Source organism: Yersinia sp. Marseille-Q5920 (assembly GCF_946902935.1).
Lineage (GTDB): Bacteria > Pseudomonadota > Gammaproteobacteria > Enterobacterales > Enterobacteriaceae > Yersinia > Yersinia rochesterensis.
Genome location: NZ_CAMPQA010000006.1, coordinates 117,661 through 132,658, shown reverse-complemented (window position 1 = coordinate 132,658; position 14,998 = coordinate 117,661). Strand labels below are relative to the sequence as shown.

The following is a 14,998-nucleotide window of genomic DNA, read 5'->3' as shown; positions in this document are numbered from 1 at the left end:
TGTTAAAGCGCCACCCGGAGTTCCTGAGGATTCTTGCCAGTCACCACATATTTGGTTTCTTTAATGTGCAGAATCGCGGATTTGGCCTGATATTTTGGCCGTGCCATTTGGTCATTCAGGGTCGGAACCGGTTGTGGTGATTCCCGCTTGGCGTAACGAGCGGCGTTTTTACCAATCTGGCGATAGGTTTCCAGTGTCAGCAGCGGGGCCTGTGGGAACAGCTCCAGGTTAGAAAGCGGCGGCAGGCCTTGCTGATGAATTACCGTGGTTCCTTTTGACTGGATGCCGATAGAAATTCCGGAGCCACTTAGGCGGTTACCTTCAACGGCGACAAAAGCCACGTCGGAGGATTTAAAGCAGCGGATCACCCGCGCTTTGATACCTTCTTCCTCAATACCGGCAATGACTTCGCGTAGAATATTTTTGTGCGATAAACCGACGATATTGGCGGTTTGCGACAAGCCAAATGCCGGGCCGACAGCGATGATGACTTCATCCTGATGAGTGCCGGGACGGGCTTCACCGACTTCAGTGAGAAAATCCCCGGACGCAACAGCCGCTGCCGCGGGTTGGGTATCTTGCTTAAAGGAAACAGTATTTTTGTCTCCCTGCATTTCCTGTAATACGCCCTCAATAATTTGGCGTAACAGTTTTTCGTTAATATCCACCATCTCGTGAACCCCTTAGCCAAGCTCATTCGGATCAAGCGCGTTTGGAATATTTTTAATTTCTTCCCAACGTGCACCTTCCAGCCGGTAACCGGTCGCTGGCCCCGCGTAGTCATTGACATCATTCACCGCCGACAACACCTGATTGTCACCTTTGATGATGGCCGAGGTATGCAGATAGTCGCCGGCAATTTTGGCTTTCTGGATGTTGAGCATGTCTTGCGCCACATCTTCAAAGCCGCCTTGCGCCAGGGCTTTCACCACTTCCAGACCGGTGCGGTTTTTGCTGATGATTTCCTGAGCGAATTTGATGTCTTCGACGATGTTACGCTCCGGCATATCTTTCGATCCGTGGGCATAAGTTGCGGCAATCACTTCTTCGTCGGTAATTGGCGGTAAACCCATTCCGGCGAATACTGCTTGCAGGGCGCGCGCGGCTTTATTGCGAATGGCCACCACGTCAGCTTCCAATACCGGGCGTAGGCCGCCATCGACTTTCAGATCGCGCTGCAACACGTTGTAATCATCAAAGTCTTCGGCATCTTCGTTGGAGCCTGCGAACATGTTGTCGTAGTTCGGCACCGCAGAATAACCAGAGGAAATAAAGTCAGTGCCCGGCAGGAATTGCATCAGCAGACGGGCGGTACGGCGCATATCTGAGTGGGTAAAGGTTTGGTCGTTACTGGACGCGCATTCTAAATCCAGCGCCGAACAAATTAGGTTTTCGGCCAAAATGGCGCGAATGCCGGATGGCACCGCAGACGGCACACCGACGCAACTGACCGAGCCGTTTTGTAGTCCCTGAACCCCGGCGGCTTTGGTGATGTAAATACAGCGCGCTTCGAGATACAGCATTGATTTCCCTTCGGCGTAGCCCATTTGGACTTCAGAGCCGGAGCCGGAGGTAAAGCGCATTTTCAAGCCTCGTGATGCATAAGATGAGGCGAGAAAACCTTTCGACCATGGGGTGTCATCGCCGTCGGTAAACACCGGCTCAGTGCCATAAACCGAGATAGTTTCGGCGTAACAGGTGTGGCCCAGCATCCCCAGTTTCAGCTCGGTGGCTTCTTCCAGCGAACATTGGGTCAGTACGCCGGGGCGGCCCACTTGTGATCCCACCAACAGCGCAATGGCGTTGAATGGCGCATAGCGGGCTACGGCCACCGTGGTTTCTTGCTCATCGAAACCACGGAATGCGCCTTCCGCCGCATCGGCGGCAATTTGCACCGGATTATCTTTCACGTTGGTCACGTGAGCTTGTTGTGATGGAGTCCGACGGGCGCGCATTTTCTGCATCGACATCATCATTTCCACCACGTTCATATGGGAAACCACCTCGACTATCTTGGCCGGAGTCATGGCGGTGGTCAGCGGCACAATAGTGCGGCGCGACACATTGGGATCACACAGCATATTGGCCAACTTGATGGAATCCATCTTCATCACTTCTTCCGCGTGCTCCAGATTAATACCGTAGCGGGCGATAAAGTGGTCAATTAGGTCAAAACTGCTTTGTGGTTTGCCGTCTAGCTCGGTCACCACACCATTGACAATCTTGATGGAAGGTTTTGGATCATTCGGGCTTTCCATGGCAATAAAGCCTTCCTCGATCCATTCTTTGACAAAGCCGTCCTGATTAACCGGGCGTTTCGCCAACGCTTCAAATCTTTTCGATTTCATGAAACAGCCTCACTGTGGCGTCAGATATAAGACGGGCGGTCGTTTTTCGGTTCAGCACCTAAAGTGGCTAATACCGTTTTGCCAATCTCACGGGCAGAAATAACTGCCTGACGGACTGCGCCAGAATCGCCGGAGATAACCAGAATCACTTCGTTACTAAAGCTGGTGCCCTGTGCGGGGGAGCTGTAAGCCACCACATCAACATTGGCGGATTTCACGGCGGTATCGGCCATCAAAACACCAATCGAAGCTGGTGCGCCGACGATCACGCCGCAAGAGCGGCCCAGTGGTGCGCCAAAAGCTTTTTCCAGGGCATGACTGGCGCGAGCGCTGTATTGCAGTTCAATGTGGCCAGCTTCATTGGCATAAACATCGCCGAATGTCCGGTCTAACTCTTTCAATGCCACTTCGACGGCGCGTTTTACGTCAGAAACATCATCACCGCCGAAGATAATTAGCGAGCCATGACCGGCACCGCCTTTGGTATCACGGGGTAATTCAATACTGACCACCTCGGTATTGGTGGCTTTTACTGCTTCATCAGCTGCCATGATGTGTGGGCCAGCGCCAGTACGTGCGCCCAAAATGCCAATCGAGCGATAGCGTTTTTCTAGCTTCATGGCGTCCAATAGGGCGCTATCGACGTTAGCGATCACCAGTCCGACTGTGTCGCCGATCGCGGTTCCAACAAATTCCGTTAAACTGCAAGTTTTCTCAGCCATAGCCGTACCTCGTTGTTTATAAGAGGGTTGTGCAGAAGACGCTGGGGCGTGCTCGCTGACTTTTGCTATCACCTGCGCCATGATTTGGTCGACCAGGTCATTGCTACTCATGGTTTATTTCCCTTAGGTAAATTGCCCTTTGGTAAAAAAGCTTCTACATCGGTATGGGGGCGTGGGATAACATGGGTAGACTTCACTTCGCCCACGTTAGCGGCGGCAATCGCGCCTGCATCAGTGGCGGCTTTAACGGCCCCCACGTCACCCCGGACGATAACGGTGACCAGGCCAGATCCAATTTTTTCATAGCCCACTAATGTCACATTGGCCGATTTCACCATGGTGTCAGCAGCTTCAATGGCTGCGGCCAACCCTTTGGTTTCCACCATTCCTAGTGCTTCTTGTTGCATATATACCTCGACGAATATCAGGTGCCCTTACCCGTCATACTTCAAGCTGCATGTGCGTTGGCTGCTTTCGTTCACCCGAATCACTTACCTGAGTAAGCTCATCGGGATTTACTCAATTTCCGCCTTCCTGCAACTCGAATTATTTAGGGTATTGCTTTGGCTTGAATTGCCATGTTCAAAAGTAATGTTGTTATATTCAGTAATAACGTTGTCAGGTTCGTGCTGAGACTGAATATACAAACAAGCAATGAAAAAGAATGGCTGTATTGAATTTACTGGCGGGAATGGTTAGCGATGAAATAACAAATTATTGTCACGAAATTATTTAACTAATTATTTTACAAGCCTATTTAGTTATGAGGAGGTGATAATAATTGGTTTTTGCATATTCATAATTACAATTAAGGTGATGACAATTGGTATTTTATTTGATAATCGCGCACACAATGAAAAGATGAAGCATGGCTCACATTAAAGCAGGAAATGCGAGCTTGATTGCAATAACGGAAAGAATAAAAAGCAATAAAGTCACATTTTTTAATTAAATCATAAATTGCGTATTGACTGGGTTCCAAGAGGGTTCTGGCGGGGGTAATAGCAATAATTTGTTATAGAAACTCTATTTTTTGTTTAATTAATGGCGAATCACAACAACACTTTCATTTCCCGTCTCTTTATAGTGGTTGCGTCAAGGGCCGTGCAATACCATACCCGTCATACTTCGAGCTGCATATGCGTTGGCTGCTTTTGTTCACCCCAGTCACTTACTTATGTAAGCTCCTGGGGATTTACTCAATTGCCGCCTTCCTGCAACTCGAATTATTTAGGGTATATAACGTATTAATTTAACCGTAAGCAGGGTAACCCTATGAACGACTCGCTCAAAGCTCAATGTATGGCTGAATTTCTCGGCACCGGGCTATTTTTATTTTTTGGTATTAGTTGTTTGGCGGCGATGAAAGTGGCTGGTGCCAGTTTTGGTTTGTGGGAAATTTGTATTGTATGGGGGCTGGGGATTTCACTGGCGGTCTATCTAACCGCCGGGATTTCCGGTGCTCACCTCAACCCCGCCATCACTATTGCTCTCTGGCTGTTTGCTTGTTTCCCCGCGCGCAAAGTGATTCCTTACAGCATTGCACAGATTGCCGGTGCTTTTGGTGGCGCAGCGCTATCTTATATGTTGTATCACAACTTATTTACTGATTTTGAAACTGCCCATCAGATGGTGCGCGGTAGTCTGGAAAGCCTGCAATTAGCTAGTATTTTCAGTACTTTCCCTTCACCGGCTATCAGTGTATGGCAAGCTGCATTTGTTGAAATCATAATTACCTCGATATTGATGGGGCTGATTATGGCGCTGACGGATGATGGTAACGGAGTACCGCGCGGCGCATTAGGGCCGTTATTGATTGGTATTCTGGTGGCGGTGATAGGGGCTTCAACCGGGCCATTAACCGGTTTTGCCATGAACCCGGCCCGTGATTTTGGCCCTAAATTGTTTACCTTCTTTGCCGGTTGGGGAAAAATCTCGATGACCGGTGGTCGTGATATCCCTTATTTCATTATCCCGATTATCGCACCAATTATTGGGGCTTGCCTCGGCGCAGCGGTTTATCGCTTCTTCATTGGCAAAAACCTGCCGTGTAATACCTGCAAGTTAGAGGATGAGGAAGCCAGTATATAAATGAATGCCAGTTTCCTCATCTTGAAAGAGTGAAACGGGATGAGGAAATTTCGTGATCTATTCGGGCTAATGGGCTGATTATAGTCCCCTGTTGATTATGACTCTGGTAAAGTGAATTGTTATTTTTTTCATTTTACCAAAACATAAACCTTGATAGGGAAATAGGTTTCTACTGGGTAAATAGGAGTAAAATATAACAAAAAAATAGCACATTAATCATTTCAGGGATGACATATGGCAACAAACAAAAAACTAATAACAATAAATTAACTGAGAGGTTTTATCATGATTTCTGCCAGTTCTCTAAACTCAGAGCTCATAAATAAAATCGCGCAGGATTTTGCTCAGGCAACTGGGCTGGCTGTGGTGGTGGTCAATATTCACGGCGAAGAAATTTCTGATCTCTTTAATTTCACGCCATTTTGTCAATTGATGCGACAAGACCCGGTGAATCATCTTCGTTGCCGCATGAGTGATCGCTGCGGTGGTTTGGAAGCCTCAAAATCCAATGAACCTTGTATTTATCGCTGCCACGCCGGGTTAACTGACTTCTCTATTCCGCTGGTTATTGCCGGTCATTTGGTAGGGTTTGTTTTATGCGGGCAGGTGCGGTTGCACTCAGATGTTTATCTTATTGATATTCTTAATGTTGATAATCATTGGCAGCAAGATCCGGCACTGATGGATGAATTCCACAATGTGCCCATTATCGATTTTTCGCGCGTGATTGCGTCGGCAGATTTATTAAAGCTGATTGTTGAAAATTGTCTCAAAAAACATCTCAACTTTGTGGTTATCAATGACAACATGGGCAGCAAAGAACCCGGCAGAATACGGCCGGTTCATCCCCATGACAGTAAAATGAAGAAAGCACTGCGTTATATTGATGCGCATTTATCGGAAGAATTGCGGCTGGAAGAAGTCGCGGCTAAGGTGTATCTCAGCCCTTACTATTTCAGCAAGTTGTTTAAAAAATATCACGGCATCGGCTTTAATGCCTGGGTCAATCAGCAACGGATGGCTAATGCCAGAGAGATGTTGCAGCACAGTGATTGGAGCATTGCTAGCATTGCTAAGAATCTAGGTTTTTCCCAGACCAGCTATTTCTGCAAAGTGTTCCGTCAGACCTACAATGTGACACCGCAGGTATTTCGCTCACTTTCTTCTGAACGCAGCAAGATGGAGTAACCATCATTGATTTAATATTATGCAATTTGGTCGTGCACTTGGGTTTTCTATTTAAATAAACAAACTAAAAATTAACTACTTAAAATAATTAATGACAATAATTTGCTATAGGCCAAGTGGGCTTGAAACTTTGTAAGTTACTGTTTTTAATTTTAAATCACTCATGGTTTCGACAATAATTTGTTGTGGTGATGCAAAAAAATCCCTATCAAAAAATCAAATTCACCATTTTTTATGAACAGAAAAGGGTATATTAATTTTAAGAAATTCCATCAGACTAATAATGAATAAACACTCTGTTATAATAGTGTAAATAAAGAGATAAATGAGATAACGAAACAATAAATTAAATAACAGAATCTACTGTAATTAGATAATTGTAGTTACTGAAATGGTTATGTCGTGTGCTTGTCCTCAAGACATGATTGGGAAGGGGGTGACAATCCCCCGCAGCCCCCGCTGCTGTGATGCTGACGAACCCGCTGAAACCACTGATCCACAGGATTGGGAAGGTAGCGGGGGAGGGTGACGCTAAGCCAGAAGACCAGCCAAATCAGTAAAAGAGTTTCAACTCCTTCGGTGGGAAGCGGGTTGTCATCAGATGCGCGCAGCGGTGACGTTGCGTAGATGCACCTTTTTGACACTGCATATCCCGCTTGAAATGGCGGGATTTTTTTATGCAATGCTCAGGCAAACAAGCATTTATCATCGCAGGAACCGGCAGCGGGTGCGGTAAAACCACCGTAACCTTGGGTATTTTGCGGGCGCTGATGGCGCGTGGATTGTCGGTGCAGCCGTTTAAGGTCGGGCCGGATTATCTGGATACTGGCTGGCATACCGCAGTCAGTGGCGTGACGTCGCGTAACCTCGATGCTTTTATGTTGCCGCCGGCCACCCTCAATGGGCTGTATAACCAACATATGCGCCATGCTGATGTCGCCGTGATTGAAGGTGTCATGGGGCTATATGACGGCTATGGCACTGACCCCGATTATTGCAGCAGTGCGGCGATGGCCAAGCAATTGGGCTGCCCGGTTATCTTGCTGGTGGATGGCAAAGCGGTGTCGACATCCGTGGCGGCGACGGTACTGGGCTTCTGTCAATTCGACCCTGACCTCACCATTGCTGGGGTGATTGTTAACCGCGTCAATTCAGAAAATCACTATCAACTTATTCGCCACGCTATTGAACACTATTGCGGAATTCCAGTTTTGGGCCGCTTGCCGGTCATGGACGATGTGGCTTTGCCATCGCGCCATTTAGGGCTGATTCCAGCACAGGAGCGAGCCGGTGGGCTATCCAAACAACCCGATAATTCGCCACGCTGGCAGCAGTTGGCCCAACAGGTCGAAGAGTTTATCAATCTTGACCGGTTACTGGCCCTGACCTCTTGCACTGAACTTCCGGTTGGAACCCCGCCGACATTACCACCTCAAGCTTTGGCCGACGGGCTGACACTGGCCTTAGCCGAAGATGAAGCTTTCAATTTTTATTACCCCGATAACCTTGATTTGCTGGAGCAGGCTGGAGTGCGTATCCAGCGCTTTAGTCCGCTGCATGACCGCAGCTTGCCTGATTGCCAGATGATTTATTTGGGCGGCGGTTATCCCGAAATTCACGCCAGTGCGCTGGCAGAAAATACCGCCATGCACACCGCATTACAGCAAGCTCATCGCCAGCAAATCCCTTTGTATGCCGAATGTGGTGGCTTGATGTATTTGGGTGACGGTCTTACCGATGACTGCGGGCAGCGCCATGGGATGGTGGGGATTTTGCCCGGTGAAAGCCGCATGGGGAAGCGCTTGACCCGCTTTGGTTACTGTCAGGCGCAAGCCCGCAGTGACACATTATTAGCTGCGCAAGGCGAAATATTGCGCGGCCATGAGTTCCATTACTCCGATTTTACCAGCCCGCTGACACCCGTTTTTGATAGCAGTAAATGGCGCGACGGCGAGGTTATCCAGCGCTGGCACAGTGGCTATCAAGTGCAACGTACCCAAGCCAGCTATCTGCATATTCACTTTGCCCAACGCCCCGGTTTATTGAATGGCTGGCTGACCGCTGCCCGGAGTGTGCTATGACCCTCGCGGCGTGGTTTGTGGCTTTCCTATTGGACAATTGGCTCGGCGATCCGCCGCGTTGGCCGCATCCGGTGCGGTGGATTGGCAACTTGATTACCGGGCTGCAACGGAGGATTCGTGCTGTGTGTCATAGCGAGCAGGCCCTGAAATGGGGCGGTGCCCTGTTGTGGGTGTTGGTGGTGGGCATCACCTGGCTCGTCAGTTGGGGATTTTTATGGCTGATGACAGAGATTAACCCGTGGCTCGGCTGGCTGGCGCAAGTGTGGATGATTTACACCTTGCTGGCTGGGCGTTGTTTGAGTGACGCGGCATTGTTGGTCTTTGATGCGCTACAGCAGGGTTCTTTGGCACAAAGTCGCGAAAAACTGTCATGGATTGTCGGGCGCGATACTTCGCAGTTGGAGACGCCGCAAATGACCCGTGCGGTGGTAGAAACCGTGGCGGAGAACAGTGTCGATGGCGTGATTGCGCCGCTATTTTTCCTGCTATTAGGGGGCCCACCGCTGGCAATGGCCTACAAAGCGGTCAATACCCTTGATTCGATGGTGGGCTATAAAACGCCGAAATACCGCGCGATGGGTTATGTCTCCGCCCGAATGGATGATTGGGCCAATTGGCTTCCCGCGCGCCTGAGCTGGCTGCTGCTCAGTGCCGCGGCCTGGCTGATCCAAGCTGATTATCGTCAGGCTCTGCGTATTGGCTGGCGCGATCGCTATCAGCATTCCAGCCCTAACTGTGCCTGGTCGGAAGCCACTGTAGCTGGGGCGCTGGGCATTCGTCTGGGCGGCCCGAATGATTACTTTGGTGAGCGGGTCGAGAAGCCGTGGATTGGTGATGACCGGCGCGAAGTCGCGCTGAGTGATATTCCGCGCAGCATCCATTTGATGATGATGGCGTCGCTATTGGCCCTGTTATTGTTCGCCCTGATCCACTTGCTGTTGGTCGGTATTTAATAAGGATAACCCCATGAACTATATGAAAAATCCGCAGGAAATAGAACAAAATAGCTTTGTCATTATTGGCGATATTATTGCCACTGAGCGGCCGGACTATCGTTTCGCCAGTGAGATGCACCAAGCGGTGATCAAGCGGGTTATCCACACCACAGCGGATTTTGACTGGCTGGATATTCTGCATTTCTCACCGGATGTGCTGGCCTACATTGCCGAGGGATTAGGCCGGGGATGCACGCTGTACACCGACACCACCATGGCGATGTCGGGTATTAACAAAACGCTGCTGAAGCAAATGGGATGCGAATGCCGCTGCTATATCAGTGACCCGCGAGTGGTGGAAACTGCGCCCGCGCAGGGCATTACCCGCTCGATGGCGGCGGTGGATGTGGCGCTGGAGGAACCGGGCGAAAAGTTGTTTGTGTTCGGCAATGCCCCGACCGCGTTATTCCGTTTATTAGAGCGGCAAGCTGCACCCGTGGCGGTCATCGGCGTGCCAGTGGGGTTTGTTGGCGCGGCAGAATCCAAAGAGGCGTTGGCCGAAAGTCATTTGCCGTGCATTGCTGCATTGGGGCGCAAAGGGGGCAGCAATGTGGCGGCGGCGATTATCAACGCCATCCTCTACCAGTTGCGAGGTGCGCAGTTGTGAAGGGAGAAGTGGCGAGGCGAGCTATGAGTGACGGTCGGGTCAGTGATGATATTGCGCGGCAAAACCAGCAATTAGACAGCATTTGGCATAACGGCAAGCAATACCGCAAAGGCTATACCACTGGCTCCTGTGCCACGGCGGCGGCCAAAGTAGCGGCGCTGATGGTGCTGCGGCAACAAGTGATTGACCAGATTTCCATTGTCACTCCGTCTGGCATCACCTTGTGTCTGAATGTCGAGCAGCCGCTAATTGAAGGCCAGCAAGCCACGGCGGCGATTCGCAAAGATGGTGGCGATGACGTCGATGCTACCCACGGCATGCTGATTTTTGCTCGTGTAACTCTCACTGAACAGGCTGAAATCACCTTGCGTGGCGGCGAGGGGGTTGGAACTGTCACCCGCAAAGGCATTGGTCTGCCGATCGGCAGCAGCGCCATTAATCGCACACCGCGCCAGACCATCGAGGCCGGCGTGCGCGAGGTTATTGGCCCGTTACGCGGTGCAGAAGTCGAAATCTTCGCGCCGGAAGGCGAGGAGCGAGCAAAGAAAACTTACAACGGGCGGCTGGGGATTTTGGGCGGGATTTCCATCATCGGCACCACCGGCATTGTCACGCCGATGTCTGAAGAGAGCTGGAAACGTTCGTTGGCGTTGGAGTTAGAGATGAAACGGGCAGCCGGTGAGGATCGCGTCATTCTGGTACCGGGTAATCACGGCGAGCGCTTTGTCCGCGACCATTTGGGGCTGGATAGCCAGCAGGTGGTCACGATGAGTAATTTTGTCGGCTACATGCTGCAAGAAACTGTGCGGCTGGGGTTCCGCCATGTGCTGTTGGTCGGGCATCCCGGCAAATTAGTCAAAGTGGCCGCCGGTATCTTCCATACCCACAGCCACATTGCCGATGGGCGCATGGAGACGCTGGTGGCGAACTTAGCATTAATGGGCGCGCCGCATGCGCTATTACTCGAAGTTAATCAGTGCGATACCACTGAGGCGGCAATGGAACTGATTGCTGAGCAGGGGTGGCAGGGCGTGTATTCGCGTATCGCGGAGCGCATTTGTGAGCGTATTAGCGAAATGATGCGCTTTTCGGTTAATCCGCCCCAGTGCGATGCCATTTTATTCTCTTTTGATAATCAGGTGCTGGGTAGCAGCCGAGCACTGGATGAGATTGTGGAGGTATTTCGATGATAACTGTGGTGGGCATCGGCCCCGGTGATACTGACTATCTGACGCCAACGGCGCGGCGGGCTATTGAGTGCGCCGAGGTGTTGGTGGGCGGCAAACGCCATCTGGCGACATTTTGTTGTGATATCAAAGAGTCCCGTTTGTTGGATGCGGACTTATTGGGGCTACTAGAGTGGCTGGATAGCAATAAAAATCGCGCCATTGTGGTGTTGGCCTCGGGCGATCCTCTGCTGTACGGCATCGGCAAATTACTGGCGGCAAACTTCAGTACCGAGGAGTTGCATATCGTCCCCGGTATCAGCGCGATTCAATATCTGTGCGCCAAAGTGGCGCTGGACATGAATGACCTTTTCCTCACCAGCAGCCATGGTCGCGAGCCTGATTTTGACTGGATCTTCCAGCACGACAAAGTGGCGATGGTGACCGACGGCATTATCGGCCCACGGGCCATTGCAGATGCGCTACAGCAACGCGGCCTGTTTCGCACTTTTATTATTGGTGAAAATCTTTCGCAATCTAACGAACGCATCCACCGCCTGCCCGCAGAGCAGGTGGCAGCCCGCTATGACATGAATGTGGTGGTGATCCTCAATGAAAGATGAGCTGTTTATTCGTGGGCAAAATACGCGCGGACAAAAAGTCCCGATGACCAAAGAAGCGGTGCGAGTGTTAGCGCTGGAGCGGCTGGATTTGTCGGATGCGACTCACCTGATTGATGTTGGCGCGGGTACCGGCAGCGTGGCATTGGAAGCGGCGTTGCGTTTCCCTCATTTACGCGTCACTGCCATTGAACGCAACCCGGCCGCCCTTGAGTTGATTAATGAAAACTGCCAGCGGCTAGGGTGCAGCAATGTGAACATCGTCGCCGGTGTAGCCCCTCTTCCTCTGCCCGATAAAGCCGATGCCATTTTTATTGGCGGCAGCGGCGGCCATTTAACTGATCTTATCGACTGGTCGCTGAAGACGCTTAACCCCGGTGGTCGTCTGGTTCTGACCTTTATTTTGCTCAATAACCTCAATGAGGCGCTAAGCCATTTACAGACCTGTGCCGTTAGTGAATTGGATTGTGTGCAATTGCAACTCTCCACTCTGACCCCTTTGGGTAGCGGGCACTATTTTAAGCCGAATAATCCTACTTATCTTATTTCCTGCCACATGGAGGCGAGCAATGTCCGAGCATCCTAATACCGTATCGACACCGGTTATCCCTACCTCTGCTATACCCTCCTGGGATACGCAAAAGGTCTGGTTTGTTGGTGCCGGGCCGGGTGACAAAGAGCTGATTACGCTAAAAGGCTACCGCTTGCTGCAACAGGCGCAGGTGGTCATTTATGCCGGGTCGCTTATTAATACCGAGCTGTTGGCGTATTGCTCCCCCCAAGCGGAATGTCACGACAGTGCGGGCTTGAATCTGGAGCAAATCATCACCCTGATGGTGGATGGTGTGCGCGCGGGCAAGTTGGTAGTGCGGTTGCAAACCGGGGATCTCTCTTTGTACGGTTCTATTCGTGAACAGGGAGAAGTGTTGGGCGAGCACGGCATAGGCTTTGTTTCCGTACCGGGCGTCAGTGCTTTCTTGGGGGCCGCTGCTCAACTGGGGGTGGAATATACCGTGCCGGAAGTGGCGCAGAGCTTGATTATCACCCGTATTGAGGGGCGCACCCCGATGCCACCCTTGGAGCAACTGGAAGCTTTCGCCGCTCACCAAACCTCAATGGCGATTTTCTTGTCGGTACAAGAAATGGACAGAGTTGCCGAGCGCTTAATCGCTGGTGGCTATCCTGCCAATACGCCGGTTGCAGTGGTGTACAAAGCCACTTGGGCTGAAAGTCGCACGGTACACGGCACGCTGGCAGATATCGCCGAGTTGGTGCGGACAGCAGCCATTCATAAAACGGCGCTGATTTTGGTGGGGGCGTTCCTCGGCGATGAATACCACTATTCCAAACTGTATGACGCGGGGTTTAGCCATGAATATCGTCAAGCCTGAATCAATCGCGGTATTTTGTCTGACCCCCGGCGGAGTGCGGCTGGCGCGGCGCTTGCAGACCCACTTACCGCTGACTTGTTTTACCAGTGACAAGCTATTGGAAGCGGGTTTTTTGCCCTTCAACGGCAGCTTTGGCAATACCCTGCGCGAGGCATTCAAGCAATATTCAGCGCTGGTGGTGGTGGGGGCAATTGGCCTGACAGTGCGCGTTATTGCACCGCTGGTGAATGACAAAATGACCGATCCTGCGGTGGTGGTGATTGATGAGCGCGGGCAACACGTCGTCAGTTTGCTGTCGGGTCATGTGGGCGGGGCGAATACCTTAACCCGCTATTTGGCAGGAATTTTGGGGGCCGATCCGGTGATAACCACCGCCACGGATGTTAACGAAATGGCGGCGCTGGACACACTGGCGACCCAATTGGATGCTGAAATGCAGGATTTCCGCCACGCGGTCAAAGTGGTCAATCAAATGTTGGTCAGCAGCCAAAAAGTCGGGCTGTGGTGGGATGCACCGCTGTTGGCGGAGCGGGATCGCTGTGACACGCGAGGGTTCGTGCCGGTTGACTCTTTGGATCAATTGCCCGCGCTGGATGCATTGGTGTGCATCACGCTGCGCGATATTTTGCCGCTGCCCGCCGAGCAACTCGCCGCCTTACCGGTTTATAAGCTGGTGCCGCGCCGGGTGGTAGCAGGGATTGGTTGCCGCCGCGCGACCTCGCTGCAAACACTGGTTGAATTACTGCAACAGCAAATGGCTGAAAATCACTTCGATATCATGGCATTGAGAGCCATCGGCAGTGTCACTATCAAAAAAGATGAGCCGGCGCTGCATCAGTTGGCGAAATGCTGGCGGGTGCCTTTCGAACTGTTCAGTGTCGGCGAACTGAGCCGCCACGAGCAACGTTTTCCTGCTTCTGATTTTGTCCGCCAAACGGTGGGTGTCGGCAGCGTTTCACAACCGGTCGCCTGGCTGATGAGCGACGGTAAATTGGTTGGCAATACTCTGCGCCAGCAGGGCGTCACCATCACTCTGGGAGTATCGCATTAATGTTAACAGTGATTGGCATCGGGCCGGGCAGTGAATCAATGATGACGCCGGAGGCTATCGCCGCTATCCGCGAGGCGGAAATTATTGTCGGCTACAAAACCTATACCCATCTGGTCAAGTCCATGACCCTGGATAAGCAAGTGATCAAAACGGGTATGTGTAAAGAAATTGAGCGCTGTCAGGCGGCGATTGATCTAGCACTGGCCGGTCATAAGGTGGCGCTGATCAGCAGCGGTGACGCCGGCATTTACGGTATGGCGGGCTTGGTGTTGGAACTGGTCACCCAGCAACAGTTGGATTTGGAAGTGCGACTGGTCGCCGGTATCACCGCCAGTATTGCAGCCGCCTCTTTACTCGGCGCGCCGCTGATGCATGACTTTTGTCATATCAGTCTGAGTGATTTGATGACGCCGTGGGCCGTGATTGAAAAACGCATTATCGCGGCGGCGCAGGCGGATTTTGTTATTTGTTTCTATAACCCGCGCAGCCGTGGCCGCGAAGGGCATTTGGCGCGGGCGTTTGAGCTGATGCAGCCGTGGAAGAAAGCCGCAACACCGGTGGGTGTGGTGAAAGCGGCGGGGCGCAAAAAACAGGAAAAATGGCTCACTACATTAGGTGACATGGATTACGAGCCGGTGGACATGACCAGTTTGGTGATTGTTGGCAATCAGGCCACTTATTGCCGTAACGGGCTAATGATTACCCCCCGGGGCTATTCATTATGACGGATTATTCATT

15 protein-coding genes and 1 riboswitch are annotated in these 14,998 nt (G+C 51.4%); of the genes, 11 read left to right on the top strand and 4 right to left on the bottom strand.

Annotated elements, in window-relative coordinates:
• Positions 1–2: 2 nt before the first annotated feature.
• From OVO64_RS10685 to pduA, 4 genes are read right to left on the bottom strand one after another with little or no spacing between them, the layout of a single operon-like run.
• On the bottom strand, positions 3–668 hold the full coding sequence (locus tag OVO64_RS10685; RefSeq protein ID WP_162472786.1) for a propanediol/glycerol family dehydratase medium subunit: 666 nt from the start codon (positions 666–668) through the stop codon (positions 3–5).
• Positions 669–683: 15 nt separating this feature from the next.
• Positions 684–2,348: a propanediol dehydratase large subunit PduC gene (pduC, locus tag OVO64_RS10680; protein ID WP_038634130.1), complete on the bottom strand. Its 1,665-nt coding sequence runs from the start codon at positions 2,346–2,348 to the stop codon at positions 684–686.
• A gap of 20 nt (positions 2,349–2,368) precedes the next feature.
• The gene (pduB, locus tag OVO64_RS10675) at positions 2,369–3,181 is read right to left on the bottom strand and encodes a propanediol utilization microcompartment protein PduB (RefSeq protein ID WP_038634127.1); all 813 of its coding nucleotides are present in this window, start codon (positions 3,179–3,181) and stop codon (positions 2,369–2,371) included.
• On the bottom strand, positions 3,178–3,477 hold the full coding sequence (gene pduA / locus OVO64_RS10670; protein ID WP_038634124.1) for a propanediol utilization microcompartment protein PduA: 300 nt from the start codon (positions 3,475–3,477) through the stop codon (positions 3,178–3,180). Before pduA ends, pduB begins: the two co-directional genes overlap by 4 nt.
• Positions 3,478–4,345: 868 nt before the next feature.
• On the opposite strand from pduA, the gene pduF reads away from it, so the two are divergent.
• The 11 genes from pduF to OVO64_RS10615 all read left to right on the top strand — a co-directional run bounded on the left by pduF (position 4,346) and on the right by OVO64_RS10615 (position 14,985).
• On the top strand, positions 4,346–5,161 hold the full coding sequence (gene pduF / locus OVO64_RS10665) for a propanediol diffusion facilitator PduF (protein ID WP_038634121.1): 816 nt from the start codon (positions 4,346–4,348) through the stop codon (positions 5,159–5,161).
• Between the two features lie 285 nt (positions 5,162–5,446).
• Positions 5,447–6,349, top strand: a complete 903-nt coding sequence (gene pocR, locus OVO64_RS10660) for a transcriptional regulator PocR (protein ID WP_050291650.1) — start codon at positions 5,447–5,449, stop codon at positions 6,347–6,349.
• A 388-nt stretch (positions 6,350–6,737) separates the two neighbouring features.
• Positions 6,738–6,917: riboswitch (cobalamin riboswitch) on the top strand.
• A gap of 109 nt (positions 6,918–7,026) precedes the next feature.
• On the top strand, positions 7,027–8,430 hold the full coding sequence (locus OVO64_RS10655; protein WP_267248762.1) for a cobyrinate a,c-diamide synthase: 1,404 nt from the start codon (positions 7,027–7,029) through the stop codon (positions 8,428–8,430).
• Positions 8,427–9,383 carry an adenosylcobinamide-phosphate synthase CbiB gene (gene cbiB / locus OVO64_RS10650; protein WP_267248761.1) on the top strand — a complete coding sequence of 319 codons (957 nt, stop codon included), beginning with the start codon at positions 8,427–8,429 and terminating at the stop codon, positions 9,381–9,383. Before OVO64_RS10655 ends, cbiB begins: the two co-directional genes overlap by 4 nt.
• A 13-nt stretch (positions 9,384–9,396) precedes the next feature.
• A complete protein-coding gene (locus OVO64_RS10645; RefSeq protein WP_038634109.1) occupies positions 9,397–10,032 on the top strand; it encodes a cobalt-precorrin-8 methylmutase in 636 nt (211 codons plus the stop codon).
• A 23-nt stretch (positions 10,033–10,055) separates the two neighbouring features.
• Positions 10,056–11,222 (top strand): cobalt-precorrin-5B (C(1))-methyltransferase CbiD, encoded by a 1,167-nt coding sequence (gene cbiD, locus OVO64_RS10640; RefSeq protein WP_267248760.1) that lies wholly within the window; start codon positions 10,056–10,058, stop codon positions 11,220–11,222.
• Entirely contained in the window at positions 11,219–11,821 is a 603-nt protein-coding gene (locus OVO64_RS10635) for a cobalt-precorrin-7 (C(5))-methyltransferase (protein WP_032819033.1), read from the top strand. The genes cbiD and OVO64_RS10635 overlap by 4 nt, the downstream gene beginning before the upstream one ends.
• Positions 11,811–12,404, top strand: a complete 594-nt coding sequence (locus OVO64_RS10630; RefSeq protein ID WP_050291651.1) for a decarboxylating cobalt-precorrin-6B (C(15))-methyltransferase — start codon at positions 11,811–11,813, stop codon at positions 12,402–12,404. The genes OVO64_RS10635 and OVO64_RS10630 overlap by 11 nt, the downstream gene beginning before the upstream one ends.
• Positions 12,388–13,209 (top strand): cobalt-precorrin-4 methyltransferase, encoded by an 822-nt coding sequence (locus OVO64_RS10625; protein WP_038634096.1) that lies wholly within the window; start codon positions 12,388–12,390, stop codon positions 13,207–13,209. Before OVO64_RS10630 ends, OVO64_RS10625 begins: the two co-directional genes overlap by 17 nt.
• The gene (cbiG, locus tag OVO64_RS10620) at positions 13,190–14,260 is read left to right on the top strand and encodes a cobalt-precorrin 5A hydrolase (protein WP_038634093.1); all 1,071 of its coding nucleotides are present in this window, start codon (positions 13,190–13,192) and stop codon (positions 14,258–14,260) included. Before OVO64_RS10625 ends, cbiG begins: the two co-directional genes overlap by 20 nt.
• Entirely contained in the window at positions 14,260–14,985 is a 726-nt protein-coding gene (locus tag OVO64_RS10615; protein WP_050291653.1) for a precorrin-3B C(17)-methyltransferase, read from the top strand. Before cbiG ends, OVO64_RS10615 begins: the two co-directional genes overlap by 1 nt.
• Positions 14,986–14,998 lie beyond the last annotated feature (13 nt).

Bases quoted from the DNA above. Each gene is read 5' to 3' on its own strand.
- pduC (WP_038634130.1), bottom strand. From the start codon at position 2,348: ATGAAATCGAAAAGATTTGAAGCGTTGGCGAAACGCCCGGTTAATCAG.
- pduB (WP_038634127.1), bottom strand. From the start codon at position 3,181: ATGAGTAGCAATGACCTGGTCGACCAAATCATGGCGCAGGTGATAGCA.
- pduA (WP_038634124.1), bottom strand. From the start codon at position 3,477: ATGCAACAAGAAGCACTAGGAATGGTGGAAACCAAAGGGTTGGCCGCA.
- pduF (WP_038634121.1), top strand. From the start codon at position 4,346: ATGAACGACTCGCTCAAAGCTCAATGTATGGCTGAATTTCTCGGCACC.
- pocR (WP_050291650.1), top strand. From the start codon at position 5,447: ATGATTTCTGCCAGTTCTCTAAACTCAGAGCTCATAAATAAAATCGCG.
- OVO64_RS10655 (WP_267248762.1), top strand. From the start codon at position 7,027: ATGCAATGCTCAGGCAAACAAGCATTTATCATCGCAGGAACCGGCAGC.
- cbiB (WP_267248761.1), top strand. From the start codon at position 8,427: ATGACCCTCGCGGCGTGGTTTGTGGCTTTCCTATTGGACAATTGGCTC.
- OVO64_RS10645 (WP_038634109.1), top strand. From the start codon at position 9,397: ATGAACTATATGAAAAATCCGCAGGAAATAGAACAAAATAGCTTTGTC.
- cbiD (WP_267248760.1), top strand. From the start codon at position 10,056: ATGAGTGACGGTCGGGTCAGTGATGATATTGCGCGGCAAAACCAGCAA.
- OVO64_RS10635 (WP_032819033.1), top strand. From the start codon at position 11,219: ATGATAACTGTGGTGGGCATCGGCCCCGGTGATACTGACTATCTGACG.
- OVO64_RS10630 (WP_050291651.1), top strand. From the start codon at position 11,811: ATGAAAGATGAGCTGTTTATTCGTGGGCAAAATACGCGCGGACAAAAA.
- OVO64_RS10625 (WP_038634096.1), top strand. From the start codon at position 12,388: ATGTCCGAGCATCCTAATACCGTATCGACACCGGTTATCCCTACCTCT.
- cbiG (WP_038634093.1), top strand. From the start codon at position 13,190: ATGAATATCGTCAAGCCTGAATCAATCGCGGTATTTTGTCTGACCCCC.
- OVO64_RS10615 (WP_050291653.1), top strand. From the start codon at position 14,260: ATGTTAACAGTGATTGGCATCGGGCCGGGCAGTGAATCAATGATGACG.